Below are 25,183 nucleotides of genomic sequence, written 5' to 3'. Positions count from 1 at the left end.
CACGAATGGGCGCGGCCTTCGACCCGATCCCGGCGGACGTGCGCAGCCGGCTGCGCGGGCTGCAGCTGTTGTCGCGGCGCTCCACCGGCGCACGCGGCATCGGCCTGCACGCCAGCCGCAGCCGCGGCGCCGGCATGGAATTCGCCCAGTACCGCAGTTACGAGCAGGGTGACGAGCTGCGCCAGGTGGACTGGAAGCTGTACGCGCGCAGCGACCGTTTCTTCGTGCGCGAATCCGAGCGCGAAAGCCCGCTGACAGTGTGGCTGCTGCTCGACGCCACCGCGTCGGCCGGCCAGGCCGATGGTGACGGCACCGGCGGCTCGCGGCTGGATGCGATCAAGGCCCTGGCCGCGTGCGTGGCCGAACTTGCGCTGCGCCAGGACGATGCGTTCGGCATGGTCGCCGTCCAGGGCGACCGCCTGCGGCTGATGCCGGCCGCCATCGGCGCCCGCCAGCGTGACCGCCTGTGGCTGGAGCTGCATGCGCTGGACGCCGGCGGGGCCTGGCCGCCGCTGCAGGGCCTGCGCCCGCTGTGGGAACGCGTGGCGGCCAACGACCTGGTGCTGATGATCGGCGACGGCTTCGATGAAGCCGGCATCGCCCTGGCCGAACAGCTCGCCGCCGCGCGCCGCGAGGTCCTGCACCTGCAGGTATTGACCACCGACGAACGCGACTTTCCGTTCCGCGGCGGGCGCCGCTTTGTCGATCCGGAAACCGGCGAGGAACTGCTGGGCGATGGCGCCGCGTTGCGCGGCCAGTACCTGGCGCGTTTCGGCGCCGCCCAACGGGCGCTGGCAGCGCGGCTGCAGGTGGCCGGCATCCGCCAGGCCGTGCATTACCTCGACCAGCCGCTGGATGCATCGCTGCGCCAGCTGCTGCAAGCACCAGCCGGCGCGCGATGAACCTGGTGCTGCTCCTGCCGGCGGGGCTGGCCGCATTGGCGGCCTTGCTGCTGCCGTTGTTGATCCACCTGGCGCGGCGCGGCGAGCAGCGTCCTACCCCGTTTGCCGCACTGCGCTGGCTGCGTGCACGGCCCAGGCCCCGCAGCCGGGTGCGCTTGGATGAATGGCCGCTGTTGTTGCTGCGGCTGGCACTGCTGGCACTGCTGGCGCTGCTGCTGGCGCGGCCGGCGCTGTACGGCGCGGCCGCCGACACGCCATGGGTGGTGCTGGTGCCGGGGGTGCCGGTGCAGGCGGCGCGCGGGGTGGTGGAGGCCCCCGATGCCCGATGGCACTGGCTGGCGCCCGGCTTCCCGGCCGTGGAGGAGCCGGCACCCCGCGGCCCGGTGCCGGTGTCCAGCCTGCTGCGCGAGCTCGATGCCGAACTGCCCGCGGGCGCGACATTGACGGTGGTCGCGCCGGCGCAACTCGACGGCCTGGACGCGCAGCGCGTGCGGCTTTCGCGCACGGTGGCCTGGCATGTGCTTGCCGGCGCAGCGGCGGGACCGGCCGCCGTTGCGGCACGGCCTGCGCCGCAGCTGGTCGTGCACCATGCAGCCGACAGCGCGCCGGCCCTGCGCTATCTGCGCGCTGCGCATGTGGCGTGGTCCGGCGGCGCTGCAGCGCCGTTGCCAACCGCGCCCGAAGGACAGGCGTTGGCTCCACTGGGCGCGGCCCAGACCCTGGTGTGGCTGGCGCCGGAGCCGCTGCCGTCGGCGGCGCAGCGGTGGGTCGCGGCGGGCGGCACCGCCCTGCTCGACGCGCGCAGCCCCTGGCCCCCCCAGTCGCCGATGTTGCCGCTGTGGAGCGATGACCGCGGCGAGGCGCTGGTGGAAGGGGTGGCCCACGGCCAGGGCCGAGTGCTGCGCTTCACCCGCGCGCTGGCGCCGGCGCAGATGCCGCAGCTGCTCCAGGCCGATTTCCCGCAGCGGCTGCGAGCGCTGCTGGAGCGGCCACCGCCGCCGCCTTCCCGCGGCCTTGCTCCCGACCATGCCCCGCAGGCCGGTGCGCCGGCGTGGGCGCCAAGCCCGCGCCAGCTGCAGCCCTGGCTGCAGCTGGCCATCGCCTTGCTGTTCCTGTGCGAGCGCTGGCTGGCCACCTCGCCGCGCCGGAAGGTGGCTGCATGAGCACCGGGGTCCTGCACAAGGCGTGGCAACGCGCACGCACCCAGCGCTTGCTGGAATGGCTGGTCCTGCTGGCGCCGTGGGCGGCGGTGGCCTGTGCGCTGACCTGGCGACTGGCCGGCGCGGCGGCGGCGCTGGCGGTCCTGGCCATCGCGATCGTCGTGATGGCCGTGGCGGCCGCTTCGGCGAGCAGATCGTTGGACCGGGCGTGGGTGGTTGGTCGGCTCGACGCGCGCGCGGACATGGAGGACAGCGCCGATCTGCTGTTCGCCCTGCCGCAGGGCCTGACGCCGCTGCAGCGTCTGCAGCAGGCACGGCTGCAGCAACGGCTGTGCGCGTCTGCACCCCGGCTGGCGCTGCCGTGGCGCTGGCCACGGCTGCTGGCGTCGTTGCTGTTGGCTGCGGCGGCGGGCGCGGCGTTGGTGTGGTGGCCGGCGCGGCCGGCGGCCACGGTCCGCCCGGCAACGGTGCAATCGCCGCGCGCACAACCTGCCGGGTTCACGGTCATCAGCGCCCAGCGCCTGCAGCTGCGCCCACCGGCCTACACCGGGCAGGCTGCGCGCGAGACTCCAGCGCTGGATGCCCGCGCTGCGGTGGGGACGCAACTGCAATGGACGCTGCGCTTCGCTCCGCAGCCGCGCGGCGCAGCGCTGGTGTTCCACGATGGGCGCCGGGTGGCGTTGCGGCGCGAGGGTGAGGACTGGCGCGGCAGCCATGTCCTGCAGCACTCGGTGCTGTACCGGATCGCGCTCCAAGACGCGCCGCCGCTGCAGCAGCGCCGGGCCCATCGGCTGGACGCGATCGCCGATCGCCCGCCGCAGGTGCGCGTGCTGCAGCCCGAGCAAAGCCTGACCCTGCTGCAGGAAGGGCAGACGCGATGGCCGCTGGCGTTCGCCGTGCACGACGACTACGGCGTGGCTGCCGCCGCCCAATTGCGCGTGGTCCTGGCCCAGGGCAGTGGCGAGAACATCGCCTTCAGGGAGAGCTTGCTGACCCTGACCGGCAGCGGCCCGGCCAGCGCCCGGCGCTTCGGCCGGACGCTTGATCCGCTCGCGCTGGGCATGGCAGTGGGTGATGACCTGATCGTGCAGCTGATCGTGCGCGACAACCGCCACCCCGTCCCGCAGCAGGCACGCAGCGCCAGCCTGATCCTGCGCTGGCCCCCGGACCTTGGCAGCCAGGCGGGCGGGCTGGACGGCATCGTCAAGAAGGCGCTGCCGGCCTACTTCCGCAGCCAGCGCCAGATCATCATCGATGCCCAGGCACTGCTGGAGCAGAAGCGGCGACTGCCGGCGCAGGGCTTCGTCACGCGCTCGGACGCGATTGGCGTGGACCAGCGCATCCTGCGGCTGCGCTACGGGCAATTCCTGGGGGAGGAGGCCGAAGGTGCGCCCAAGCCGCCCCCGGCGCCGACCTCCGCCACGGCCGACAGTTCCGCGCCCGCCACGGCGGCTGCCTCCGACCGGCAGGCGCACGACGATCACGCCAGCGAACCGGCCGCACCCGCGGCCGGCCTTGGTCGCCAGGCCGATGTGCTGGCCGAGTTTGGCCACACCCACGACCAGGCCGAGGCGGCCACGCTGCTGGACCCGCAGACACGCGCCACCCTGAAGGCCGCGCTGGACCAGATGTGGCAGTCGGAGCTGCACCTGCGCCAGGGCCAGCCGGAGCTGGCGCTGCCCTTCGCGTACAAGGCGCTGGAATTGATCAAGCAGGTGCAGCAGGCAGAACGCGTGTACCTGGCGCGCGTCGGGACGGAGCTGCCGCCGATCGATCCCGGCCGCCGCCTGCGTGGCGACCGCACCGGCCTGAGCCCCGCCCAGATCAAGGTCTCGGCGGCGACCGTGCCGGATCCGGCCCCGGTGCGCGCCTGGCAGGCGCTGGGCGACCATCCGGGCGCCACCGCCGATGCGGACCTGCTGCAGCAGCTGCAGCGCTGGCTGGGCGATCACCCGATGGAGGTCGAGGACCCGCTCGCCTTCGCCGCAGCGCTTGACCGGGTCCGCAATGAACCTGCCTGCGCAGCCTGCCGGGGGCACCTGCGGGCGTTGCTGTGGGCCGCGCTGGCGCGCCCATCGGCGCAGGTGCAGCGGCGGCCGCCCGCCGATCAGGTCGGGCAGCGCTACCTGGACGCGCTCGAAGCGGCGCGCGAGGCGCGGCCATGAATCCTGCAACCTCGGTGGCCGTGATCCTGGGCATCGCCACGCTGCTGGCGATCGCGCGCCTGCTGTGGCGGCAGCGGCGCCTGGCCGCCGAAGCGCGCGGACCACGCTGGCGCCTGGTCCTGCAGCTGATCGGACAGCCAGCGCTTGCCGGGCTGCTGTACCTGACGATGCTGCCGCCGCCGCTTCCCGGGAAGGCTGACACGCTGGTGGTGGCCACGGCAGACGCCACGGAAAGCCAACTTCGCCGCAGCGCCGGCGGCAGCCTGGTTGCCCTGCCGGAGGCGCCGCCGCTGCCGTCGGCCGTGCGCGTTCCCGACCTGGCCACCGCCCTGCGTCAGCGCCCCGGCACCAGCGGCCTGCGTGTGGTCGGCGCCGGGCTGGTCGGGCGCGACCAGGACGCGGCCGGCGCGCTGCCGGTGGATTTTGTCGCCGCCGATCTCCCGCGCGGCATCGTGCAGCTGGCCAGCCCGGCGCAGGTGCCTGCCGGTGGCGCGTTCGCGGTGCACGGACGTGCCAATGGCGTGCCAGGGGGGCGGGTGGAGCTGCGCGATCCGGCCGGGCTGCGTGTGGACGCGCAGAGCCTGCCGGCTTCGGGCCGATTCCAGCTGGCCGGCAGCGTACGCGTGCCCGGGACGGTGCAGTTTTCGCTGCAGCTGCTGGATGCGGCCGGGGGTCGGGTCGAGCAGCTGGCGGTGCCGGTGTGGATCGCGCAGACCCGGCCGCCGCGCGTGCTGGTCCTGGCCGGCGCTGCGGGCCCGGAACTGAAATACCTGCGGCGCTGGATCGCCGACGCCGGCATGCAGGCCGATGCGCGCATCGGCATCGGCGGCGGCGTGCAGCTGCGGTCCGGTCCGGCTTCGCTCACGGCCGCCGACCTGGGCCAGCTGGACGTGGTGATCCTCGACGCCCGCGCATGGTCCGGGTTGGGCGCCGGGCAGCGGCAGGCCTTGCTGGAAGCAGTCCGCGGCGGTCTGGGTGTGCTGCTGCGCGCCGACACCGCACCGGATGCCGCGCTGCGCGCGGACCTGCGCAGGCTCGGCTTCCAGCTGCGACAGGCCGGGCGCGAGACCGGCACGGCCGCGGTGGTCTTCCCGCGCCCGGACCTGGGCGAAGTCACGGCGTCGGCGAGCGCTGCCCCCGGCGCTGCCCAACCCCCGGCGCAGGCATCGAAGCCGCCGGACGTCAGCTACCGCAAGCTCGGGCTGGCAGGGCTCGATGCGGCGCCGCTGTTGAACGCCCAGGGCGGCCAGCTGCTTGCGGCCTGGCGCGCCCACGGCCGCGGTCGCGTCGGCCTGTGGACGCCACTGGACAGCTTCCGCCTGGTCCTGGCCGGGCATCCGGACCTGCATGCGCAGATGTGGAGCAGGGCGCTGGCGATCCTGGCCCGCCCTGGCCAGACTCTGGCGACCGTCGACGCCCATGCCTGGCCGGGCGAGCGCATCACCCTGTGCGGCCTGACCGGTCCTGCGCAGGTGACCGCGCCCGATGGCCAGCCGACCTCCCTGGTCCCGGACCCGCGGGCCGGTCACTGCGCCGGCTATTGGCCACGCCAACCTGGTTGGCACCAGTTGGCCCACGCAGGCGGCACCCAGCCCTTCCACGTCCATCAGGCAGCGCAAGGACGGGCCTTGAAGGCCGCCGGACAGGCGCTGGCGACCCGGCAACTGGCGATGTTTGCGGGCGCCGCCGGCTCCCGGCCCCCGGCGGAGACGGTGCCGGCCAGGCGCGGGCGTGCCTGGCCGTGGCTGCTGGGCCTGCTGGCCTGCGCGGCGGCGCTGTGGTGGCTGGAGCGCGCCCGCCTGCACCTTCCAGATCCTGCTGCACGCTAGCGCTCCGGCGCCTGCAAGCCGGGCGGCCCTCATCGCGGTCCGGCATCCAGCCGGCTAGAATGGCTCACCTTGCGAGAGTGGCGGAACTGGTAGACGCACTGGATTTAGGTTCCAGCGGACGCAAGTTCGTGCGGGTTCGAGTCCCGCCTTTCGCACCAGCATCTCAACAACGACGGGACACATCCATGGTTCGTAGCGGCAATCCTGCTCTCAAGCAGTCCACCTTCCTCGACCTGAGCTCCGGCGCGGTGGTCGCACGCGACGCGGGCGCCATGACCCTCAGCGGAACCGTCAACAAGACCGGCTTGCTGTTGCTGCTCACGGTGCTTACCGCGGCCTTTGCCTGGAGCCAGTCCATCGTCACCGGCGCCGACGGCCAGGCGGCGATCGCCCAGGGCGTGGCCGGTTACATGATCGGCGGCGCCATCGGCGGCTTCATCCTGGCGTTGATCACCATTTTCAAGAAGACCTGGGCGCCGATCACGGCGCCGCTGTATGCGCTGGTGGAGGGCTTTTTCCTGGGCTCGATCTCGGCCATGTACGAGTTCCGCTTCAACGGCATCGTGTTTCAGGCTGTGCTGCTGACCTTCGGCACGCTGTTCGCGCTGCTGTTCGCCTACCGCAGCGGTCTGATCCGCGCCACCGAGAACTTCAAGCTGGGGGTGGCGGCGGCGACCGGCGGCATCTTCCTGGTCTACCTGGCGACGATGATCCTGGGCTTCTTCAATGTGAATATCCCCTTCATCCATGAATCCGGCCTGGTCGGCATCGGCTTCAGCCTGTTCGTGGTGGTCATTGCCGCGCTCAATCTGGTGCTGGATTTTGACTTCATCGAGAATGGAATCGAGCAGGGCGCACCCAAGTACATGGAGTGGTATGGCGCCTTCGGCCTGATGGTCACGCTGGTGTGGCTGTACATCGAGTTCCTGCGCCTGCTGTCCAAGCTGCAGTCGCGCAACTGAAGAAGCTGCCGCCTGCGCCGGATGCACGGCGCAGGCGAGCTCCGGCGTCGGCATGCGGCACCGATTCAAGCATAAAAAAGGCACCCATCGCTGGGTGCCTTTTTGTTTGGTGGGCCGTCAAGGATTCGAACCTTGGACCTATTGATTAAGAGTCAACTGCTCTACCAACTGAGCTAACGGCCCCGAAAACTGGTCGCGCAGTGTACGCGAGGGCTTCGGATTTGCAAACCCCATTTGGGGCAAATCTACGCGGATTGGGGTGGCTGAGGGGACTCGAACCCCCGACATCTGGAATCACAATCCAGTACTCTAACCAACTGAGCTACAGCCACCAGTGAACCGCACTACACCAGCCTTGCCGCCACTGGATTGGCGCGCCCGACAGGAATCGAACCTGTAACCGCCGGCTTAGAAGGCCGGTGCTCTATCCAGTTGAGCTACGGGCGCCCGGCTGGAACTGCACCCGGACCTGACCTGTCTGGCCCACTGCGATCGATGGTCGGGGTAGAGGGATTCGAACCCCCGACATCCTGCTCCCAAAGCAGGCGCGCTACCAGACTGCGCTATACCCCGGAAACCTTGAGCGGGCCGGCAGGTCGCCGGTCCTTGCCGACGGCTGGCGCCGGAAAGGATGGGTATTGTCTGGATCGCGGGTCGAACTGTCAACGAAAACCGTCGCTTCAGTGGTCAAACCGTGGCTGATCGGCCAAACTAGCGCGTTCGGCAAGGGTGAAGGCGGCTTCTGGACGCCCCGCACGCAAGCCAATCCCTTTCTCAACGATGACCCGCGGCCTCGAGCGCCGCGGTTGCAGGAGCCAGTGACATGAACGTTTCCGTCGAATCGACCGGCAGCCTCGAGCGCCGCATGAGTTTCTCGCTGCCGGCCGAACGCCTGGACAGCCACATCGGTGGCCGCCTGCGCGAGCTCAGCCGCACCGTGCGGATCAAGGGCTTCCGCCCCGGCAAGGTGCCGCCCAAGGTGATCGAGCAGCGTTTCGGCAAGCAGGTCCGCGCCGAGGCCCTGGATGGCCTGCTGCGCGAGACCTTCGATTCGGCCGTGCGCGAGCAGGCCCTGCAACTGGCCGGCACCCCGCGCCTGGAGCCGGTCGGCGAGGGCGAGCTGGAGTGGGTGGCCACCTTTGAAGTGGTGCCGGACTTTGGCGACATCGACGTGTCCGGGCTCAGCGTCGTCCGTCACACCGCCGAAGTGACCGACGCCGACGTCGACCAGATGATCGAGAACCTGCGCCTGCAGCGGCGCGCCTTCCAGCCGGTCGAGCGCGCCGCCGCCGAGGGCGACCGGGTGACCCTGGAAACCTGGTCGCAGGCCGGCGAGGCGCGTCTGCCCGCCGAGGGCATCGAGACCGGCGCCACCCTGATCGGTTCGGGCGTGATGTTCGCCGGGATCGAGCAGGCCCTGGTCGGCATGACCAAGGGCGAGGAGAAGGAAATCACCGTCGATTTCCCGGCCACCTGGCGCGTGCCGCAACTGGCTGGCCAGCGTGCCCAGGTGCACCTGAAGGTCACCGAGGTGTCCGAGCCGGTGTTGCCGCCGGTGGACAAGGACTTCATCAAGAGCTTCGGCGTCAAGACCGGGGACGAAGGCCAGTTCCGCGCCGACATCCGCATCAACCTGGAGCGTGAGCTCAAGGGCGCGCTGGCCAATCGTCTGCGCCGCGAAGTGGGCGAGCAGCTGATCGCCGCCTACGCATCGGTGGAGATGCCCGAGCGCCTGGTCGAGAATGAAGCCCGCGCCATGCTGGCCCAGCAGGTCGACCAGGCCCGGCGCCAGGGCCAGGATGTTCAGCCGCCGGAAGGTGCGCACCAGGCGTTCATGGATGCCGCCCGCAAGCGCGTGCTGGTCGGGCTGCTGGTGGGCGAGGTCGCCCGCCGCAACCAGTTGCGCCTGGACCCCAAGCGCGTGCAGGACACCCTGCGCCTGATCGCCTCGACCTATGAAGAGCCCGAGCAGGTCATTGAGTTGTACCGCAACGATCCCCAGATGATGTCCGGGCTGCAGTCCCGCGTGATGGAGGAGCAGGTGATCGACTGGATCGCCGAGCGCGCCCAGCACCAGGAACAGGCACTGTCCTTCCAGGACGCCATCCGGCAATAACGGCGTATGGTTTCGCCATCGCTCCGGTCCCGCCACGGGGCCGGACCAGTGAGATGAGGCGGGATCCAGCGCATTACCACGCACTTTCGGTGCGGATCCAACAACAAAAAAGGTGCCTCATTCCATGGATAACCAGACCAAGGCCTTGAACCTCGTTCCGATGGTGGTCGAGCAGACCAGCCGCGGCGAGCGCGCCTACGACATCTACTCCCGCCTGCTCAAGGAACGGGTCATCTTCCTGGTGGGCGGCGTCGATGACCATGTGGCCAACGTGATCGTGGCGCAGATGCTGTTCCTGGAGGCCGAAAACCCCGAGAAGGACATCAGCCTGTACATCAACTCGCCCGGCGGCGTGGTCACCGCCGGCATGGCCATCTACGACACCATGCAGTACATCAAGCCGGACGTGAGCACCATCTGCATCGGCCAGGCCGCCTCGATGGGTGCGCTGCTGCTGGCCGCCGGCGCGGCCGGCAAGCGTTACGCGCTGCCCAACTCGCGGGTGATGATCCACCAGCCTCTGGGCGGCTTCCAGGGCCAGGCCACCGACATCGACATCCACGCCCGTGAAATCCTGACCCTGCGCCACAAGCTCAACGAGATCCTGGCCAGGCACACCGGGCAGACGCTGGAAACCATCGCCCGTGATACCGAGCGCGACAACTTCAAGAGCGCGTTCGACTCCAAGGCCTACGGCCTGGTGGATGAGGTGCTCGAGCGCCGTCCGGACGAGTCGATCCAGTCGGCCTGAACGTGGCGGGGCGGCTGCGGTCGGTCCCGCCGGCGTGCAGGCGCCGGGCGGCAACGTCCAGGCGCGCTGTGGTTCAGGCGTGACCGGCGTCCAGGTGCTTGTCCGCCGGGCGCGTGCATGGTTGCTGGCCAGCGTTCCGCTGTCATCCTCCAGCGTCCCGGCGGCTGGGCGCCATCGGCGCCGAACCGGTGTTATTCTCGAAATCGAATGCCCCCGCGGGGGCCGCAGTGAGTGGGTAAAACAAGCATGAGCGAAGACCGCCAAGGCCGTTCGGGCGACAGTAACAAGATCCTGTACTGCTCGTTCTGCGGCAAAAGCCAGCACGAGGTCCGCAAGCTGATCGCAGGGCCAAGCGTGTTCATCTGCGATGAGTGCGTGGAGCTGTGCAACGACATCATCCGTGAGGAACTCGAGGAAAAAGCGCAGTCGGCGCGCAGTTCGCTGCCCAAGCCGCGCGAGATCCTCGAGGTGCTCGACCAGTACGTGATCGGCCAGCAGCGCGCCAAGCGCACCCTCGCGGTGGCCGTCTACAACCACTACAAGCGCATCGAGAGCCGGCAGAAGAGCGACGACGTCGAACTGGCCAAGTCCAACATCCTGCTGGTCGGCCCCACCGGGTCGGGCAAGACGCTGCTGGCCGAGACCCTCGCACGCCTGCTGAACGTGCCGTTCACCATTGCCGATGCCACCACGCTGACCGAGGCCGGCTATGTGGGCGAGGACGTGGAAAACATCATCCAGAAGCTGCTGCAGAAGTGCGACTACGACGTGGACAAGGCCCAGCAGGGCATCGTCTACATCGACGAGATCGACAAGATCTCGCGCAAGAGCGAAAACCCCTCGATCACCCGCGATGTCTCCGGTGAAGGCGTACAGCAGGCCCTGCTGAAGCTGATTGAAGGCACCGTGGCCAGCGTCCCGCCGCAGGGCGGGCGCAAGCATCCGCAGCAGGAATTCCTGCAGGTGGACACCAGGAACATCCTGTTCATCTGCGGTGGTGCGTTCGCCGGGCTGGACAAGATCATCCAGGCCCGGTCCACCGAGCAGAGCGGCATTGGCTTCGGCGCCAAGGTGAAGTCCTCGGCCAAGAAGCCGGAAATCGGCAAGGTGTTGTCCGAGGTCGAGCCCGAGGACCTGATCAAGTTCGGCCTGATTCCCGAGTTCGTCGGTCGCCTGCCGGTGGTGGCAACGCTGGAGGAGCTGGACGAGCCGGCCCTGATCAGGATCCTGACCGAGCCCAGGAACGCCATCACCAAGCAGTTCAAGCGCCTGTTCGACATGGAAGGGGTGGAGCTGGAATTCCGTCCCGACGCGCTGTCGGCCATCGCCAGGAAGGCGCTCAAGCGCAAGACCGGTGCCCGTGGCCTGCGCACCATCGTCGAGGCGGTGCTGCTGGACACCATGTATGACCTGCCGTCGCTGGAAAACGTCGGCAAGGTGGTGGTGGACGAGTCGGTGATCGAGCACAAGTCCGAGCCCTACCTGATCTACCAGAATCCGCCTGCACCGCCGAAGGTCGCCTCGGCCGAATGAGGACAGGATCCTGATCGCGAGAGGTTCAGTTTCCTGCTTGCATCGCCCCGCCAATGGCCCCATAACGGGGCCATTGGCGTTCTTGCGACATCATCTGGTGTCCAGAAGATTTGCCCTCCCGTACGCTTCCTGGAGCCCCCCATGGCCCGTTCCGAACCCCAGATCCTGAACCTGCCCGTCCTGCCCCTGCGCGACGTGGTCGTCTTCCCGCACATGGTCATCCCGCTGTTTGTCGGCCGCGACAAGTCGATGCGCGCGCTCGAGCAGGCAATGGTGGCCGACAAGCGCATCCTGCTGGTCGCGCAGAAGTCGGCCGAGACCGACGATCCCGCCTCCGCCGACCTCTACCAGATCGGCACGCTGGCCCAGGTCCTGCAGCTGCTGAAGTTGCCCGACGGCACCATCAAGGTGCTGGTGGAAGGTGTCTCGCGCGTCAACGTGACCGACATTGTCGACCGCGAGAACGCGCTGTACGGCCAGGGTGAGGAAATCGACGTGGACGAGGCCGCCGAATCGCGCGAGATCGAGGCGGTGGCGCGCTCGCTGATGAGCCTGTTCGAGCAGTACGTCAAGACCAACCGCAAGCTGCCGCCGGAACTGCTGCAGACCCTGTCGGGCATCGATGAGCCAGGCCGTCTGGCCGATACCATCGCCGCACACCTGGGCGTGCGCCTGAGCGACAAGCAGAAGCTGCTGGAAACCATTCCCGTGGGCGAGCGCCTGGAGCTGCTGGTGGGCCTGGTCGACGGCGAGATCGACGTCCAGCAGCTGGAAAAGCGCATCCGCGGCCGGGTCAAGTCGCAGATGGAAAAAAGCCAGCGCGAGTACTACCTCAACGAGCAGATGAAGGCCATCCAGAAGGAGCTGGGCGAGATGGACGATGCGCCCAACGAACTGGAGGACCTTGCGCGCAAGATCGCCGGGGCGGGCATGCCCAAGCCGGTGGAGACCAAGGCGAAGAACGAGCTCAACAAGCTCAAGCAGATGTCGCCGATGTCGGCCGAGGCCGCGGTGGTGCGCAACTACCTGGACTGGCTGCTGGGCGTGCCGTGGAACAAGCGCAGCAAGGTGCGCAAGGACCTCAAGGCCGCCCAGGAAACCCTGGATGCCGACCATTACGGTCTGGAAAAGGTCAAGGAACGCATCCTGGAGTACCTGGCGGTGCAGTCGCGGGTCAAGCAGATGAAGGGCCCGATCCTGTGCCTGGTCGGCCCGCCCGGCGTGGGCAAGACCTCACTGGGCCAGTCCATCGCCAAGGCGACCAACCGCAAGTTCGTGCGCATGTCGCTGGGCGGGGTGCGCGACGAGGCCGAGATCCGTGGCCATCGCCGTACCTATGTCGGTTCGATGCCGGGGCGGATCGTGCAGAACCTCAACAAGGTCGGTACCCGCAACCCGCTGTTCGTGCTGGATGAGATCGACAAGATGTCGATGGACTTCCGCGGCGATCCGTCCTCGGCGCTGCTGGAAGTGCTGGACCCCGAGCAGAACCACACCTTCAACGACCACTACCTGGAAGTGGACCTGGACCTGTCCGACGTGATGTTCGTGGCGACCTCCAACTCGCTCAACATCCCCGGCCCGCTGCTGGACCGCATGGAAGTCATCCGCATTCCCGGCTACACCGAGGAGGAAAAGCTCAACATCGCCCAGCGGTATCTGGTTCCCAAGCAGCTCAAGGCCAACGGGCTCAAGCCCGATGAGCTGAAGATCGAGGAAAGCGCGGTGCGCGACATCGTGCGCTACTACACGCGCGAATCGGGGGTGCGCAACCTGGAACGCGAGATCGCCAAGATCTGCCGCAAGGTCGTCAAGGAGATCGCCCTGGCCGGTCCGCAGCCGGAAAGGAAGAAGGGCAGGAACGGCGCTGCGCGCGTGGTCGTGAGCGAGAAGAACCTGGAGAAGTACCAGGGCGTGCGTCGCTTCGACTACGGCCGTGCCGAGGAAGCCAACGAGATCGGCCTGGTCACCGGCCTGGCCTGGACCGAAGTCGGCGGTGACCTGCTGCAGATCGAAGTCACCCTGGTCCCGGGCAAGGGCGGCATGACCCTGACCGGGCAGCTGGGCGATGTGATGAAGGAATCGGCATCGGCCGCGCTGTCGGTGGTGCGCGCGCGCGCCGAGAGCCTGGGCATCGACACCAACTTCCTGCAGAAGCAGGACGTGCACCTGCACGTCCCCGATGGTGCCACCCCCAAGGATGGTCCCAGCGCCGGTATCGCGATGGTCACCGCACTGGTCTCGACCCTGACCCGCAACCCGGTCAAGGCAGAGGTGGCGATGACCGGCGAAATCACCTTGCGTGGTCGCGTCTCGGCCATCGGCGGCCTGAAGGAAAAGCTGCTGGCGGCCATGCGCGGCGGCATCACCACCGTGATCATTCCCGAGGAGAATCGCAAGGACCTGGCTGAGATCCCCGAGGCCGTCACCAAGGGCATGAAGATCGTCCCGGTCAAGTGGATCGATGAGGTGCTGGACCTGGCGCTGGAGCGTCCGGTCGGGCCGGTGGGCGAGGGGGACGGTGGCAAGAAAGTGGCCGTGCCCAAATCTTCCAAGACCGCCACTCAGCCTGATGTCAAACATTGATCGGGTGAGGTTCATGAACCCCAAAAAACGCTGAAACCCGCGCCGTTATTGGGTTTTTGGTTGCGATGCGGGGGTGTGGCTGGTATAAAAGCCGCACCCCCGCGGGCACTTGCCAAGGTGCCGTGTGCGGGATCCAGCCGGCCCGAAGTGGCGCAAGCCCCGGGCCGGTCACTCATTCAGCGGTTGCAGACCGCACACGGAGTTATTCAATGAACAAAGCCGAATTGATCGAGGCCGTTGCCGGCCGTTCCGACCTGAGCAAGGCTGATTCCACCCGCGCCGTCGACGCCGTCATCGCCAGCATCACCGAGGCCCTCAAGGGCGGTGACTCGGTCACCATCGTGGGCTTCGGCACCTTCCAGGTGCGCGGCCGCGCTGCGCGTACCGGCCGCAACCCGAAAACCGGCGAGAACATCGACATCGCTGCCTCGAAGAATCCTGCATTCAAGGCTGGTAAAGCCCTGAAGGACGCCGTAAACTAATTTGCTCGCTAGGGTGCTTAGCTCAGCGGTAGAGCGTCTCCTTTACACGGAGAGGGTCGGGGGTTCGAAACCCTCAGCACCCACCATGCACCAGCGCAACGGTTCAGTGCGGAGCGGTAGTTCAGTCGGTTAGAATGCTGGCCTGTCACGCCGGAGGTCGCGGGTTCGAGTCCCGTCCGCTCCGCCAGTGTCACCAAGCCCCTGAGAAATCAGGGGCTTTGCTTTCCCCCAACGGAGAAAGCACAAGTTTTGCAACGTGTTCCAAAATGCGGAGTGGTAGTTCAGTCGGTTAGAATGCTGGCCTGTCACGCCGGAGGTCGCGGGTTCGAGTCCCGTCCACTCCGCCAATTGTTCAAGACGCCCGTCGGCCCTGCCGGCGGGCGTTTTTTTTAGCATTGCCGTCATGTGCCGTACGCAGCACCGGCATCGAATCGGGCGTGGAACCTGCGCTAAACTGCGCGGCTTGCCGAACCAGACCCAACGACTCGATGCTGCAGACACTTCGCGAAAAGACTTCAGGCTGGATCGCCACCGTGGTGATGGGCCTGTTGATCATTCCGTTCGCCTTCGTAGGCGTGAACGAATACATGAGCGGCGGCCCGGCCACCTCGGTGGCCACGGTCAAGGCGCCGCCTCGCTGGTGGACCTCGGCGCCGGCATGGTGGCCGGTGTCGATGGCCTGGCAGCACGAGGACATCAGCGTGCAGGATTTCCAGATGGCCCTGCGCAACGAGCGTCAGAGCCAGCAGGCGCAGCAGGGCGAGGCGTTCGATGCGCGCCAGTTCGATGCGATCGACAACAAGCGCAAGGTGCTCGAGGACCTGATCGATCGCAAGGTGGTTGAACTGGCCGCCAGACGCAGTGGTGTGGCGGTGAGCGACGAAGCGTTGCGCGAGGCGATTGCCGCGGATCCGAGCTTCCAGGTCAACGGCAAGTTCGACGGCGCCACCTATTCGGCGCTGTTGCGCCAGCAAGGCCTGACACCGACGACCTACCAGCAGCGACTGCGCGAGGACATGACCATCGCACTGGTGCCGCAGGGCCTGGCCCAGGCCGAATTCGTCACCGACAAGGAGTTCGAACAGGTCGTCAGCGCCATCTTCGAAACCCGCGATGTCACCCTGGCCATGCTGCCGCGCCCGGCGCCGGACACCGCGCCGGTCACCGATGCCCAGGCCCAGGCTTGGTACCAGGCGCACCGCAGCGATTTTCGCAAGCCCGAGCAGGTCAGCGTCGAATACGTGGAGGTCGATGCCAGCAAGCTGCCGCCGCCGGCGGTGGACGAGGCTGAACTGCGCAAGCGCTACGAAGCCGACAAGGGTCGTTTCTCCACCGAGCAGCGCCTGGCCTCGCACATCCTGATCCCGCTGGCGGCAGGCGCCGATGCGGCCGCGCAGCAGGCGGCCGAGGCGCAGGCCGCCAGGCTGGCCGAGCAGGCCAGGGCGCCAGGGGCCGACTTTGCCGCGCTGGCCAGGGCCCATTCCAAGGATCCCGGCTCGGCTGCCAATGGCGGCGAGCTGGGCTGGGTCAGCCGCGGAACGATGGTCGGTCCGTTCGAGGATGCGCTGTTTGCCATCGCCAAACCCGGCGATGTGGTCGGCCCGATCAGGACCGAGTTCGGCTATCACGTGATCAGGTTGAACCAGATCAAGGGCCAGGCTGGCAAGTCGTTCGAAGAGGTCCGCGAACAGCTGGCCAATGAAGCCAACAGGGAAGCGGCAACCCGCCACTACAACGACATCGCCGGCAAGCTGGTCAGCGCCACGCTGGACAATCCCGACTCGCTCGCCGCCGCCGCGCAGGCGGCCGGGCTGCAGGTGCAGAAGGCCGGCCCGTTCTCGGCGCGGACCGCACCGGGCCTGCTGGCCAATCCGGCGGTGCTGCGCAACGTGTTCGACGAACAGCAGGTCGCCGATCGCACCGCCAGCCCGCTGATCAAGATCGACGACACGCACAGCCTCATCGTGCGCGTCACCGACCACAGCCCGGCGCAGGACCAGCCGCTGCAAGCGGTGAAGGAACAGGTCATCGCCGCGGTGCGGGCCGACCGCGCCGAAAAGGCCGCCGCGGCCCGGGCCGATGCGATCGTGGCGCGCGTCAACAAGGGCGAGGGGCTCAAGGCCATCGCCGACGCGGAGACCTTGCAGTCCGTGCAGATCCCGGCCCTGCCGCGCGGTGCGCCACTGCCCTCGCAGAAGGGCAATGCCGCGCTGTTCGCCCTGCCGGCGCCGGCCAAGGGCAAGGTCGCCGTGGGCAAGGTCAAGCTGGAAGACGGCACCCTGGTGGTGTTCACCGTGGACAAGATCAATCCGGGCGACGCGAGCAAGATGCCCGAAACCCAGCGCGAGCAGTTCCGCCAGCAGTTGGCCCAGGTCTACGCCAGCGCCGACGTGCAGGATTACGTGACCCGCACGCGCAAGCAGTTCAAGGTGGACGTGCACGAAGACCGGCTCTAATCGCAGGCCGTGGCCCGAAGAAGAACCGCACCGGGACGGGGTGGTTCTTCTTCGGGACCCATGACCATCCTGCCCAGTCGGCGCCGATGGCGGTCATGCCCGCCGATGTTGTAGCCGGCGCCGAGGCAGGAGATGTCGCCGGTGATGGCGGTGGCCAGGTCGAGCACGGGAAGCCGATCGCATGGACCAGCACGTTCGGCGCCGTCGCCAGAGGTCGCTTCGGCGATGCCCCAGGCTGGAACGGTTCGAGGCGATACCGGCAGTCGGCGCGCGCCTGCCGTGCAGAGACCTCTATCGGGGCGCCTTGCTGCCGGGGTGGATCAGCCCAGACAGATGTGCCATCGCACATGCAGCCAGGCTTTGGGGACGCGGCCGTCAGGGCGCCGGTTCGACCAACTGCAGCACCATGCCCGGCTTGAGCGTGCTGCGCGGGCCCAGCTTGTTCCAGCGCTGCAGCTGCGCGGTGCGCGTGCCATGGCGCCTGGCGATGGACCAGAGCGTGTCGCCGCGTGCCACGGTGTAGGAGGTGGCCAGGTCCCGGTCGCGATCCTCGTCGCTGCTGCCGGTGGGCAGCGGCGCGGGATCGTCGTTGGACGCGATCAGGTCGGCGGCGCCGATCGGAAGGCTGGCGCCTTCGGCGGCCGGTGCCAACACCCACAGCGGACCGCCGGCCGGGGCGCTGTGCAGTGGGGCCAGCGCAGGGTTCAGGCCGGCCAGCTGGTCAGCGTCGTGGCCTTCGCGCAGCGCCCAGGACGAGAGGTCGCCAAAATCGGACGGCAGTTGCAGCGGCTGCAGGCGGGGTACCGGACGGTCCAGGCTGGCCAGCCAGTCGGGACGCTCGCCGGCCTGCTCCAGGCTGCAGGCCAGGGCGTGCAGCTTCTGCACATAGGTGTAGGTGGCGCGCGAGAGCCCAGGCAGCCGCGATGGGTGCGCGTCTGCCGTGCCGGTGCCGCCCCTGCGCACGGCCTGCAGCACGCGGTTCTCGCCGGCGTTGTAGGCCATCACCGCCAGCCGCCAGTTGCCGCCGAACATGCCATGCAAGGTCTTGAGGTAGCGCATCGCGGCCTGGGTCGAGTCCACCGGCGACAGGCGCCCGTCGTAGCCGCGGCGCACGCGCACACCGTGGTTGCGCGCGGTCAGCGGGACGAACTGCCACAGTCCGGCCGGACCGGCGCGGTTGCTGGCGGCCGGGCGGTAGCCGCTTTCCACGAACGGGATCAGCGCAAACTCGGTCGGCAGCCCGGCATCGCGGATCGCGCCGACCACATAGCCGAACAGCGGCAGGATGTCGTCCCGGCGGTCGGCCAGGCGCGCCGGCGCATGGCTGAAACGGCGCTGCCATCGCGCGTCGGTGGCCTGCGGCTGGCAGTCGGGGTCGGCCAGGCCGTCTCGGAACTGCTGGTAGATCTCCACCCCGTCGCGCATGTCCGGCGGCAGCGCCGGCGGCGTTGCCAGCGAACCGGGCGCCGCGGCAGGCTGCGCGGCCGGGCTGTCCAGGGCTGGGGCGAGGGTCACTTCGGCCTGCGCTCGCCCCGTGGCCATGGCGCTGGCCAGGGCCAGCAGGCACAGCGCCGGCGTGATGCGGGTCATGCGCGGAAGCCGTCCTTCCAGCGGCGCAGGGCCGCGAAGGCCTCGACCCGGTCCGCGGCGGCATGGCCCAGCCAGGTATCGACCGAACGGGCCACTTCGGGCACCTCCACGCGCAGGAACGGGTTGGTCGCCCGCTCGGTGGCCAGGTCCACCGGGACGGTCGCAAGACCGTCGGCGCGCAGGCTTCGCACCTGTGCGGTGCGCTGCTGCAGGGCCCGGTTGTCCGGTTCCACCGTCAGGGCGAAGGCGGCATTGGACTGGGTGTATTCGTGGCCGCAGCACACCGGCGTGTCGTCGGGCAGCGCGGACAGGGCATCCAGCGAGGCCAGCATCTGCGCCGGGGTGCCTTCGAACAGGCGCCCGCAGCCCAGGCTGAACAAGGTATCGCCCGAGAACAGCTCGCCCCCGGGCGCCTGGCGGTGGAAGGCCACGTGGCTGCGGGTGTGGCCGGCGACGAAGATGGCCCTGAACGCCATCCCGGCCACCTCGAACGCCTCGCCGTCAGCCACCTTGTGGGTGGCGGCGGTGATGCGCGCGTCGTCGGCGCTGATCACCGGCAGGTGCGGCCACTGCGCCAGCAGGCCGGCCACCCCGCCGATGTGGTCGTCGTGGTGATGGGTCAGCAGGATCGCGGCGGGCCTGAGGCCGTCACGGGCGGCAGCCAGGACGGGCGCGGCATCGCCAGGGTCCACGATCACCGCCTCGCCTTCGTCGCTGGTCAGCACCCAGATGTAGTTGTCGTCGAAGGCGGTCAGTGCGGAAAGGCTTGTCATGAAGTTCGGTCGGCAGACGCGGGAGTGTCCTCTACAATTCCCAACCATGCCTGCCGCCGCCTCCAACCGTCAACCCGAGCCGCTGGCATGGTTCGGCACCGCCGATGGCCAGCGCGTGCTGGCAGCCGAGCGCGTATACATCGCCCAGATCCTGGCCGCGCGGGCCGCTGCGCCCACGCTGTGGCTGCATCCGGGCGCTGGCGCAGGCGTGTCGGTGGTCGCCGCCGACGTGGCGCTGCGGGCCAGCGCAAGCGGTTTCGACGGGCCTCTGCGCTGCGGCCCGGCGCTGCCGCTGGCCTCGGACAGCTTCAGCGCGGTGGTGCTGCAGCATGTGCCGGAAAACGGCGGCCGCGCACTGCTGGCCGAGTGCGCGCGGGTGCTCGAACCAGGCGGCAGGCTGTGGCTGTTTGCGCTCAATCCGGTCAGCCCCTACCGGCTGCGCTGGCGGCGCACCGGGCTGTCGATCCGCGGCCCGGGGCGCTGGCGCCGGCATCTGCAGGACGCCGGCCTGGACTGCAGCGAACACCCCCCGCAATGGCTCGGTCCGGCCTGGCGCAGCGCCGCCGGCCGCGGCCCGGAGATGATGCGCGCGATCTGCCTGCTGCAGGCCAGCAAGCGTGGCCCCGACCTGACCCTCATTCCCGCGCGCCCGGCCCGATGGCAGGGCGGCGCCGTTCCCGCATGACCCGCTTCAGGACTCCATGAAACAGATCACCATCCATGCCGACGGCTCCTGCCTGGGCAACCCCGGGCCCGGCGGCTGGGCGGCGTTGCTGCGCTACGGCGCGATCGAGCGCGAGCTCTCCGGCGGCGAAGCCCATACCACCAACAACCGCATGGAACTGATGGCCGCCATCATGGCGCTGGAGGCCCTGACCGAACCCTGCCAGGTCACCCTGATCAGCGACTCGCAGTACGTGCGCCAGGGCATCAGCGAATGGCTGCCCGGCTGGATCCGCAAGAACTGGAGGACCGCCGGCGGCGGCGCGGTCAAGAACCGCGAGCTGTGGGAGCGGCTGCAGGCGGCCACGCTGCGCCACCAGATCGACTGGCGCTGGGTCAAGGGGCATTCGGGCGATCCGGACAACGAGCGGGTGGACCTGCTGGCCCGCGATCAGGCCATCGCGGTGCGCAACGGCGCCCCGGCCCCAGTGGCATGAGCCAGGCCGGGCGAGCATTGCGCCGTGCACGTCGCGTCTGCCAGCGACGGCGAGGCGGCGCTGATGCTGGCGGCGCTGCACCCCGACCTCATACGAACCCCGCCACCGCGCATTCGAGATGGTCCTGGCCAGGCGCCCGGGGTTTGGGACAATGACCACGCCCCTGGTGTCGAGCACGCCCCGCAGCTCGTTTTCCCCCGAATTTGCACAAGGACGCCTGAAAGCCATGCGCCAGATCATCCTGGACACCGAAACCACCGGCCTGGAGTGGAAGAAGGGCAACCGCGTGGTCGAGATCGGCTGCGTGGAGCTGATCGAGCGCCGTCCCAGCGGCCGCAACTTCCACAGGTACCTCAAGCCGGACTGCGAGTTCGAGGCCGGCGCGCAGGAAGTCACCGGCCTGACCCTGGAGTTCCTGGCCGACAAGCCGGGCTTCGAGGAGGTGGTGGAGGAGTTCCTGGCGTACATCCGCGGCGCCGAGGTGATCATCCACAACGCGGCCTTCGACGTGGGCTTTCTGGATAGCGAGCTGGCGCGTCTTGGCGATCACTATGGCCGCCTGGCCGACCACTGCACGGTCATCGACACCCTGGCCATGGCGCGGGTGCGCTTCCCCGGTCAGCGCAATTCGCTCGACGCGCTGTGCAGGCGCCTGGGCGTGGACAACACCCATCGCCACCTGCACGGCGGCCTGCTCGATGCGCAGATCCTGGCCGATGTCTATATCGCCCTGACCTCGGGCCAGGAAGAGATCGGCTTTGGCGCGATGGAAGACAACGGCAGCGCGACCGGCAGCGTGCGCCATGCCTTCGATGCCAGCAACCTCGGCCTGCGCGCACGCGTGCTGCCCACGCCGGGCGAGCTTGAAGCCCACGCCAGGCGCCTGGAAAAGCTGCGTTCCAACAGCGGCGGCAGCTGCCTGTGGGACCTGGTGGAGACGCCGCCGGCGCCGGTGGAAGAAGCCGCGAGCGCCTGACCCGCAGGCGGACCGGGACGGCTCAGCTGCAGCGCACCAGGATCGCGGTGACGTTGTCCGAGCCGCCGCCGTCCAGGGCTGCGGCGATCAGTGTGTCGACCGTTTCCTGCGCGCTGCAGTCCTCCTGGCGCAGGGCCGCGGCGATGTCGCGGTCATCCACTTCCTCGGTCAGGCCATCGCTGCACAACAGCAGCTGCATGCCAGGGCGCAGTTCGCCGGTGAGGGTCTCGACATTGAGCTGGTTGGGATCGGTCACGCCCAGCGCCTGGGTGACGACGTTGCGATGCGGATGCGAGCGGGCCTGTTCGCTGGTCAGCGCGCCCTGGGCAATCAATTCCTGAACGTAGCTGTGGTCCTGGCTGAGCTGGGCCAGCTGGCCATCGCGCCACAGATAGGCGCGGCTGTCGCCGACCCAGGCCACCTCGAAGCGGTTGCCCTGAACGCGCGCGGCCACCACCGTGGTACCCATTGGCAGCGAGTCGTTGCGCCGGCGCGAGCTGCGGATGATTTCCTCGTCGGCCAGGCGGATGGCCTGGCCGAGCGAGGTGCCGGCGAGGATCTCGCGGACGATGGTCTCGCGGGCCAGTGCACTGGCGACCTCGCCACAGGCATGCCCGCCCATCCCGTCAGCCACCAGCCACAGGCCCAGCTCGCTGTCGCCGTAGTACGTGTCTTCGTTGAGGGCGCGCCGCAAGCCAACATGGCTGAGGTGTCCAAACTCGATCATGGGCGACCCTAACATGGCCTGTTTCGCTCTTTGAAAAACGGCATGATCACGTCCAAGCGGACAGCCCACAAGCAACGGCGCATCGATCGGGCAGCGGCGAGCGCGATGCTGTGATCGGTTGCCTGTGTTGGAGCGGACCGTTGCGCGCACCCGGGATGGCGATAGCCGGCGCTTGTCCGCAGCTGGCGTGGCCCGTATCATGCCCAGCCCCGTAACGACCCGCGGGATCGCCCTCAGTGGCGGTGCGACACCCGGAGAGGTGGCAGAGTGGTCGAATGTACCTGACTCGAAATCAGGCGTACGTGCAAGCGTACCGTGGGTTCGAATCCCACCCTCTCCGCCAGTTTTGATATTGAGAACAGGGGTCTGCGTGCAAGCGCAGGCCCCTGTTCATGGCTGCGGCCCATGGCCCCCTTGGCGCCGGGGCGCGCCGCGGGAGGTGATGAAAACGCAGTGCCGGCGCCGGCACAAGCGAGGCCCGCTATTCCAGTGCGCCCTGGTCGATGGCGTTCCAGCGCCAGTCGCGGATCTCCGGCATGTCCTGACCGTGGACCCGGACGTAGGCGGTGTGTTCGGCGAGCTTGTCCTGCATCAGCCGGTGCAGCGCCGCGCCCTCGGCCCCGACCTGCGGCACCCACTCGATCACGCTCTGCACCAGATGGAACCGGTCCAGCCCGTTGAGCACGGTCATGTCGAAGGGCGTGGTCGTGGTGCCTTCCTCGTTGTAACCCCGCACGTGGATGTTGCGGTGATTGGTGCGGCGGTAGCTCAGCCGGTGGATCGTCCACGGGTAGCCGTGGTAGGCAAAGATGACCGGCTTGTCGATGGTGAACAGCGCATCGAACCGGGCGTCGGACACGCCATGCGGATGGACCTGGCTGGGCTGCAGGGCCATCAGATCGACCACGTTGACCACGCGCACCTTCAGTTGCGGCAGGTGCTGGCGCAGCAGCGCCACGGCGGCCAGCGTCTCCAGGGTCGGCGCGTCGCCGGCGCAGGCCATCACCACGTCAGGCTCGCTGTCGCCGCAGTTTGAGGCCCACTCCCACACGCCCAGTCCGGCCTGGCAGTGGCGCGCGGCCTGTTCCATCGGCAGCCACTGCCACAGCGGCGGCTTGCCGGCGACGATGATGTTGATGCGGTCCCAGGTCCGGAGCACGTGGTCGGTCACCCACAGCAGGGTGTTGGCGTCCGGCGGCAGGTAGACCCGCACGATGTCGGCCTTCTTGTTGAGCGCCACATCGATGAAACCCGGGTCCTGGTGGCTGAAGCCGTTGTGTTCCTGATGCCAGACGTGGCTGGTCAGCAGGTAGTTGAGCGAGGCGATCGGCTGCCGCCAGGGGATTTCGCGGCTGGCGTCCAGCCATTTGGCATGCTGGTTGAACATCGAGTCGATGATGTGGATGAAGGCTTCGTAGCAGGAGAACAGGCCGTGCCTGCCGGTGAGCAGGTAGCCTTCCAGCCAGCCTTGGCAGGTGTGCTCGGACAGGATTTCAAGCACCCGGCCATCGCGGGCCAGGAAGGTGTCCTCCTCCAGGATCGTCTCCATCCACGCCCGCCCGGTGGCCTTGAACACATCCTGCAGCCGGTTTGATGCGGTCTCGTCCGGGCCGACGATGCGGAAGTTGCGCGCCTGGGCATTGGCCTGCATCACCGCGCGCAGGAAATCGCCCATCACGCGGGTGGCCTCGGCCTTGACTGCACCGGGCTGCGAGAAGGCCACTGCATGTTCGCCCAGCTCGGGCATCTGCAGCGCCTTGCGCAGCAGGCCGCCGTTGGCATGCGGACTGGCGCTCATGCGCCGCGCACCAACCGGGGCGGTGGCGCGGATCTCGGCCACCGGCGCACCGGCCGCGTCGAACAGCTCGTGCGGCCGATAGCTGCGCAGCCAGTCCTCCAGCAGTTTCAGGTGCTCGGGGTTGTCAGCCAGGCCGGACAGCGGGACCTGGTGCGAACGCCAGAACCCTTCGGTCTTCAGGCCATCGACCTGTTTGGGCCCGGTCCAGCCCTTGGGGCTGCGCAGAATGATCATCGGCCAGCGCGGACGCGCCTGCGCACCGGGCTGCTGCGCACGGGCGGCGGCCTGGATGTTGCGGATCTGCGCCATGGCCTGGTCCAGCACGGTGGCCATGCGCTGGTGCATGGCGTCCGGCTCGTGGCCTTCCACCAGCAGCGGCTCGTAGCCATAGCCGATGAACAGTGCGCGCAGTTCCTCGTCGGGAATGCGCGCCAGGATCGTGGGGTTGGCGATCTTGTAGCCGTTCAGATGCAGGATCGGCAACACCGCGCCATCGCGGCTTGGGTTCAGGAACTTGTTGGAGTGCCAGGCCGTGGCCAGCGGGCCGGTCTCGGCCTCGCCGTCGCCGACCACGCAGGCCACGACCAGGTCGGGGTTGTCGAAGGCCGCGCCGAATGCATGCGCCAGCGCGTAGCCCAGCTCGCCGCCTTCGTGAATCGAGCCGGGCACGTCGGGCGCGGCGTGGCTGGGAATGCCGCCGGGAAACGAGAATTGCCGGAACAGCTTGCGCATCCCGTCCTCGTCCAGCGAAACCTCCGGGTTCAACTCACTGTAGGTGCCTTCCAGGTAGGTGTTGGCGACCATTGCCGGACCGCCGTGGCCGGGCCCACAGACATAGATGAGGTTCGCGTCCTGCATCCGGATGACCCGGTTCAGATGGGCATAGATGAAGCTCAGCCCGGGCGATGTGCCCCAATGCCCCAGCAACCTGGGCTTGACGTGCTCGATGCGCAGCGGCTCGCGCAGCAGCGGATTGTCGAGCAGGTAGATCTGGCCGACGGTGAGGTAGTTGGCGGCCCGCCACCAGGCATCGAGCCGACGCAGTTCCTGTTCCGGCAGTCGGTCGGGTTCACGCGGTGCGGCGAGGTTGCTGGCCATGGTGGGCTCCTGGAGGCTTGTGGCTTGTACGGGAATGAGAGACTGCCTTGCGCGGGCCTGCAACGCACGGTAGTGACGGCGCCTGGCGCACCGTCAACGCAGTTGCCGCGATGATTGTC

18 protein-coding genes and 9 tRNA genes are annotated in these 25,183 nt (G+C 68.6%); 19 read left to right on the top strand and 8 right to left on the bottom strand.

The features are described 5' to 3' along the window. Positions 1 to 5: 5 nt before the first annotated feature. The 6 genes from DSC_RS10980 to DSC_RS10955 all read left to right on the top strand — a co-directional run bounded on the left by DSC_RS10980 (position 6) and on the right by DSC_RS10955 (position 7,018). The gene (locus DSC_RS10980; protein ID WP_014161234.1) at positions 6 to 902 is read left to right on the top strand and encodes a DUF58 domain-containing protein; all 897 of its coding nucleotides are present in this window, start codon (positions 6 to 8) and stop codon (positions 900 to 902) included. Then, positions 899 to 2,065, top strand: coding sequence for a BatA domain-containing protein (locus tag DSC_RS10975; protein WP_014161233.1), 1,167 nt, complete (start codon positions 899 to 901; stop codon positions 2,063 to 2,065). The genes DSC_RS10980 and DSC_RS10975 overlap by 4 nt, the downstream gene beginning before the upstream one ends. After that, the gene (locus tag DSC_RS10970; protein WP_014161232.1) at positions 2,062 to 4,227 is read left to right on the top strand and encodes a hypothetical protein; all 2,166 of its coding nucleotides are present in this window, start codon (positions 2,062 to 2,064) and stop codon (positions 4,225 to 4,227) included. The genes DSC_RS10975 and DSC_RS10970 overlap by 4 nt, the downstream gene beginning before the upstream one ends. Continuing rightward, positions 4,224 to 6,056 (top strand): hypothetical protein, encoded by a 1,833-nt coding sequence (locus tag DSC_RS10965; RefSeq protein WP_014161231.1) that lies wholly within the window; start codon positions 4,224 to 4,226, stop codon positions 6,054 to 6,056. The genes DSC_RS10970 and DSC_RS10965 overlap by 4 nt, the downstream gene beginning before the upstream one ends. 71 nt (positions 6,057 to 6,127) lie before the next feature. Then, positions 6,128 to 6,214: transfer RNA gene (locus DSC_RS10960), tRNA-Leu, on the top strand. A 27-nt stretch (positions 6,215 to 6,241) separates the two neighbouring features. Next, a complete protein-coding gene (locus DSC_RS10955; RefSeq protein ID WP_014161230.1) occupies positions 6,242 to 7,018 on the top strand; it encodes a Bax inhibitor-1/YccA family protein in 777 nt (258 codons plus the stop codon). Positions 7,019 to 7,125: 107 nt separating this feature from the next. On the opposite strand, the gene DSC_RS10950 is transcribed toward DSC_RS10955, so the two are convergent. From DSC_RS10950 to DSC_RS10935, 4 genes are all read right to left on the bottom strand, one after another. Then, positions 7,126 to 7,201, bottom strand: a tRNA-Lys gene (locus DSC_RS10950). A 72-nt stretch (positions 7,202 to 7,273) separates the two neighbouring features. Further along, positions 7,274 to 7,350 (bottom strand) — tRNA-His (locus tag DSC_RS10945). A 38-nt stretch (positions 7,351 to 7,388) separates the two neighbouring features. Then, a tRNA-Arg gene (locus DSC_RS10940) sits at positions 7,389 to 7,465 on the bottom strand. A 49-nt stretch (positions 7,466 to 7,514) separates the two neighbouring features. Continuing rightward, positions 7,515 to 7,591: transfer RNA gene (locus tag DSC_RS10935), tRNA-Pro, on the bottom strand. Between the two features lie 250 nt (positions 7,592 to 7,841). Between DSC_RS10935 and tig the strand changes: the two genes are divergently transcribed. The 9 genes from tig to DSC_RS10890 all read left to right on the top strand — a co-directional run bounded on the left by tig (position 7,842) and on the right by DSC_RS10890 (position 16,942). Further along, positions 7,842 to 9,134: a trigger factor gene (gene tig, locus DSC_RS10930; RefSeq protein ID WP_014161229.1), complete on the top strand. Its 1,293-nt coding sequence runs from the start codon at positions 7,842 to 7,844 to the stop codon at positions 9,132 to 9,134. A gap of 124 nt (positions 9,135 to 9,258) precedes the next feature. Continuing rightward, a complete protein-coding gene (gene clpP / locus DSC_RS10925) occupies positions 9,259 to 9,885 on the top strand; it encodes an ATP-dependent Clp endopeptidase proteolytic subunit ClpP (protein WP_014161228.1) in 627 nt (208 codons plus the stop codon). Between the two features lie 246 nt (positions 9,886 to 10,131). Beyond that, positions 10,132 to 11,418, top strand: coding sequence for an ATP-dependent Clp protease ATP-binding subunit ClpX (gene clpX, locus DSC_RS10920; RefSeq protein ID WP_014161227.1), 1,287 nt, complete (start codon positions 10,132 to 10,134; stop codon positions 11,416 to 11,418). A 141-nt stretch (positions 11,419 to 11,559) separates the two neighbouring features. Next, positions 11,560 to 14,004, top strand: coding sequence for an endopeptidase La (lon, locus tag DSC_RS10915; protein ID WP_014161226.1), 2,445 nt, complete (start codon positions 11,560 to 11,562; stop codon positions 14,002 to 14,004). Between the two features lie 65 nt (positions 14,005 to 14,069). Beyond that, positions 14,070 to 14,486 (top strand): HU family DNA-binding protein, encoded by a 417-nt coding sequence (locus tag DSC_RS10910; RefSeq protein WP_158308238.1) that lies wholly within the window; start codon positions 14,070 to 14,072, stop codon positions 14,484 to 14,486. Between the two features lie 11 nt (positions 14,487 to 14,497). After that, a tRNA-Val gene (locus DSC_RS10905) sits at positions 14,498 to 14,572 on the top strand. Between the two features lie 24 nt (positions 14,573 to 14,596). After that, positions 14,597 to 14,673 (top strand) — tRNA-Asp (locus tag DSC_RS10900). Positions 14,674 to 14,756: 83 nt separating this feature from the next. Continuing rightward, positions 14,757 to 14,833 (top strand) — tRNA-Asp (locus DSC_RS10895). Positions 14,834 to 14,974: 141 nt separating this feature from the next. After that, positions 14,975 to 16,942 carry a SurA N-terminal domain-containing protein gene (locus DSC_RS10890; protein WP_014161224.1) on the top strand — a complete coding sequence of 656 codons (1,968 nt, stop codon included), beginning with the start codon at positions 14,975 to 14,977 and terminating at the stop codon, positions 16,940 to 16,942. Positions 16,943 to 17,317: 375 nt separating this feature from the next. Here the strand turns inward: DSC_RS10890 and DSC_RS10885 are convergent, their stop codons facing one another. After that, entirely contained in the window at positions 17,318 to 18,532 is a 1,215-nt protein-coding gene (locus DSC_RS10885) for a lytic transglycosylase domain-containing protein (protein WP_014161222.1), read from the bottom strand. Beyond that, positions 18,529 to 19,305 carry a hydroxyacylglutathione hydrolase gene (gloB, locus tag DSC_RS10880; protein WP_014161221.1) on the bottom strand — a complete coding sequence of 259 codons (777 nt, stop codon included), beginning with the start codon at positions 19,303 to 19,305 and terminating at the stop codon, positions 18,529 to 18,531. The genes DSC_RS10885 and gloB overlap by 4 nt, the downstream gene beginning before the upstream one ends. 46 nt (positions 19,306 to 19,351) lie before the next feature. Between gloB and DSC_RS10875 the strand changes: the two genes are divergently transcribed. The 3 genes from DSC_RS10875 to dnaQ all read left to right on the top strand — a co-directional run bounded on the left by DSC_RS10875 (position 19,352) and on the right by dnaQ (position 21,441). Then, positions 19,352 to 19,990, top strand: a complete 639-nt coding sequence (locus DSC_RS10875; protein WP_014161220.1) for a class I SAM-dependent methyltransferase — start codon at positions 19,352 to 19,354, stop codon at positions 19,988 to 19,990. Positions 19,991 to 20,006: 16 nt separating this feature from the next. Then, positions 20,007 to 20,465 carry a ribonuclease HI gene (gene rnhA / locus DSC_RS10870; protein ID WP_014161219.1) on the top strand — a complete coding sequence of 153 codons (459 nt, stop codon included), beginning with the start codon at positions 20,007 to 20,009 and terminating at the stop codon, positions 20,463 to 20,465. A gap of 226 nt (positions 20,466 to 20,691) precedes the next feature. Next, positions 20,692 to 21,441 (top strand): DNA polymerase III subunit epsilon, encoded by a 750-nt coding sequence (dnaQ, locus tag DSC_RS10865; RefSeq protein WP_014161218.1) that lies wholly within the window; start codon positions 20,692 to 20,694, stop codon positions 21,439 to 21,441. A 22-nt stretch (positions 21,442 to 21,463) separates the two neighbouring features. On the opposite strand, the gene DSC_RS10860 is transcribed toward dnaQ, so the two are convergent. Then, positions 21,464 to 22,168 carry a PP2C family protein-serine/threonine phosphatase gene (locus DSC_RS10860; RefSeq protein WP_014161217.1) on the bottom strand — a complete coding sequence of 235 codons (705 nt, stop codon included), beginning with the start codon at positions 22,166 to 22,168 and terminating at the stop codon, positions 21,464 to 21,466. A 253-nt stretch (positions 22,169 to 22,421) separates the two neighbouring features. On the opposite strand from DSC_RS10860, the gene DSC_RS10855 reads away from it, so the two are divergent. Next, positions 22,422 to 22,511, top strand: a tRNA-Ser gene (locus tag DSC_RS10855). A 138-nt stretch (positions 22,512 to 22,649) separates the two neighbouring features. Here DSC_RS10855 and DSC_RS10850 read toward each other — a convergent pair. Then, entirely contained in the window at positions 22,650 to 25,064 is a 2,415-nt protein-coding gene (locus tag DSC_RS10850) for a phosphoketolase family protein (RefSeq protein ID WP_014161216.1), read from the bottom strand. Between the last annotated feature and the right edge of the window lie 119 nt (positions 25,065 to 25,183).

Source organism: Pseudoxanthomonas spadix BD-a59 (assembly GCF_000233915.3).
Lineage (GTDB): Bacteria > Pseudomonadota > Gammaproteobacteria > Xanthomonadales > Xanthomonadaceae > Pseudoxanthomonas_A > Pseudoxanthomonas_A spadix.
Note: the sequence above shows the minus strand (reverse complement) of the source record. Positions and strands in the feature narration are given on the sequence as shown.

Bases quoted from the DNA above. Each gene is read 5' to 3' on its own strand.
- DSC_RS10980 (WP_014161234.1), top strand. From the start codon at position 6: ATGGGCGCGGCCTTCGACCCGATCCCGGCGGACGTGCGCAGCCGGCTG.
- DSC_RS10975 (WP_014161233.1), top strand. From the start codon at position 899: ATGAACCTGGTGCTGCTCCTGCCGGCGGGGCTGGCCGCATTGGCGGCC.
- DSC_RS10970 (WP_014161232.1), top strand. From the start codon at position 2,062: ATGAGCACCGGGGTCCTGCACAAGGCGTGGCAACGCGCACGCACCCAG.
- DSC_RS10965 (WP_014161231.1), top strand. From the start codon at position 4,224: ATGAATCCTGCAACCTCGGTGGCCGTGATCCTGGGCATCGCCACGCTG.
- DSC_RS10955 (WP_014161230.1), top strand. From the start codon at position 6,242: ATGGTTCGTAGCGGCAATCCTGCTCTCAAGCAGTCCACCTTCCTCGAC.
- tig (WP_014161229.1), top strand. From the start codon at position 7,842: ATGAACGTTTCCGTCGAATCGACCGGCAGCCTCGAGCGCCGCATGAGT.
- clpP (WP_014161228.1), top strand. From the start codon at position 9,259: ATGGATAACCAGACCAAGGCCTTGAACCTCGTTCCGATGGTGGTCGAG.
- clpX (WP_014161227.1), top strand. From the start codon at position 10,132: ATGAGCGAAGACCGCCAAGGCCGTTCGGGCGACAGTAACAAGATCCTG.
- lon (WP_014161226.1), top strand. From the start codon at position 11,560: ATGGCCCGTTCCGAACCCCAGATCCTGAACCTGCCCGTCCTGCCCCTG.
- DSC_RS10910 (WP_158308238.1), top strand. From the start codon at position 14,070: ATGCGGGGGTGTGGCTGGTATAAAAGCCGCACCCCCGCGGGCACTTGC.
- DSC_RS10890 (WP_014161224.1), top strand. From the start codon at position 14,975: ATGCTGCAGACACTTCGCGAAAAGACTTCAGGCTGGATCGCCACCGTG.
- DSC_RS10885 (WP_014161222.1), bottom strand. From the start codon at position 18,532: ATGACCCGCATCACGCCGGCGCTGTGCCTGCTGGCCCTGGCCAGCGCC.
- gloB (WP_014161221.1), bottom strand. From the start codon at position 19,305: ATGACAAGCCTTTCCGCACTGACCGCCTTCGACGACAACTACATCTGG.
- DSC_RS10875 (WP_014161220.1), top strand. From the start codon at position 19,352: ATGCCTGCCGCCGCCTCCAACCGTCAACCCGAGCCGCTGGCATGGTTC.
- rnhA (WP_014161219.1), top strand. From the start codon at position 20,007: ATGAAACAGATCACCATCCATGCCGACGGCTCCTGCCTGGGCAACCCC.
- dnaQ (WP_014161218.1), top strand. From the start codon at position 20,692: ATGCGCCAGATCATCCTGGACACCGAAACCACCGGCCTGGAGTGGAAG.
- DSC_RS10860 (WP_014161217.1), bottom strand. From the start codon at position 22,168: ATGATCGAGTTTGGACACCTCAGCCATGTTGGCTTGCGGCGCGCCCTC.
- DSC_RS10850 (WP_014161216.1), bottom strand. From the start codon at position 25,064: ATGGCCAGCAACCTCGCCGCACCGCGTGAACCCGACCGACTGCCGGAA.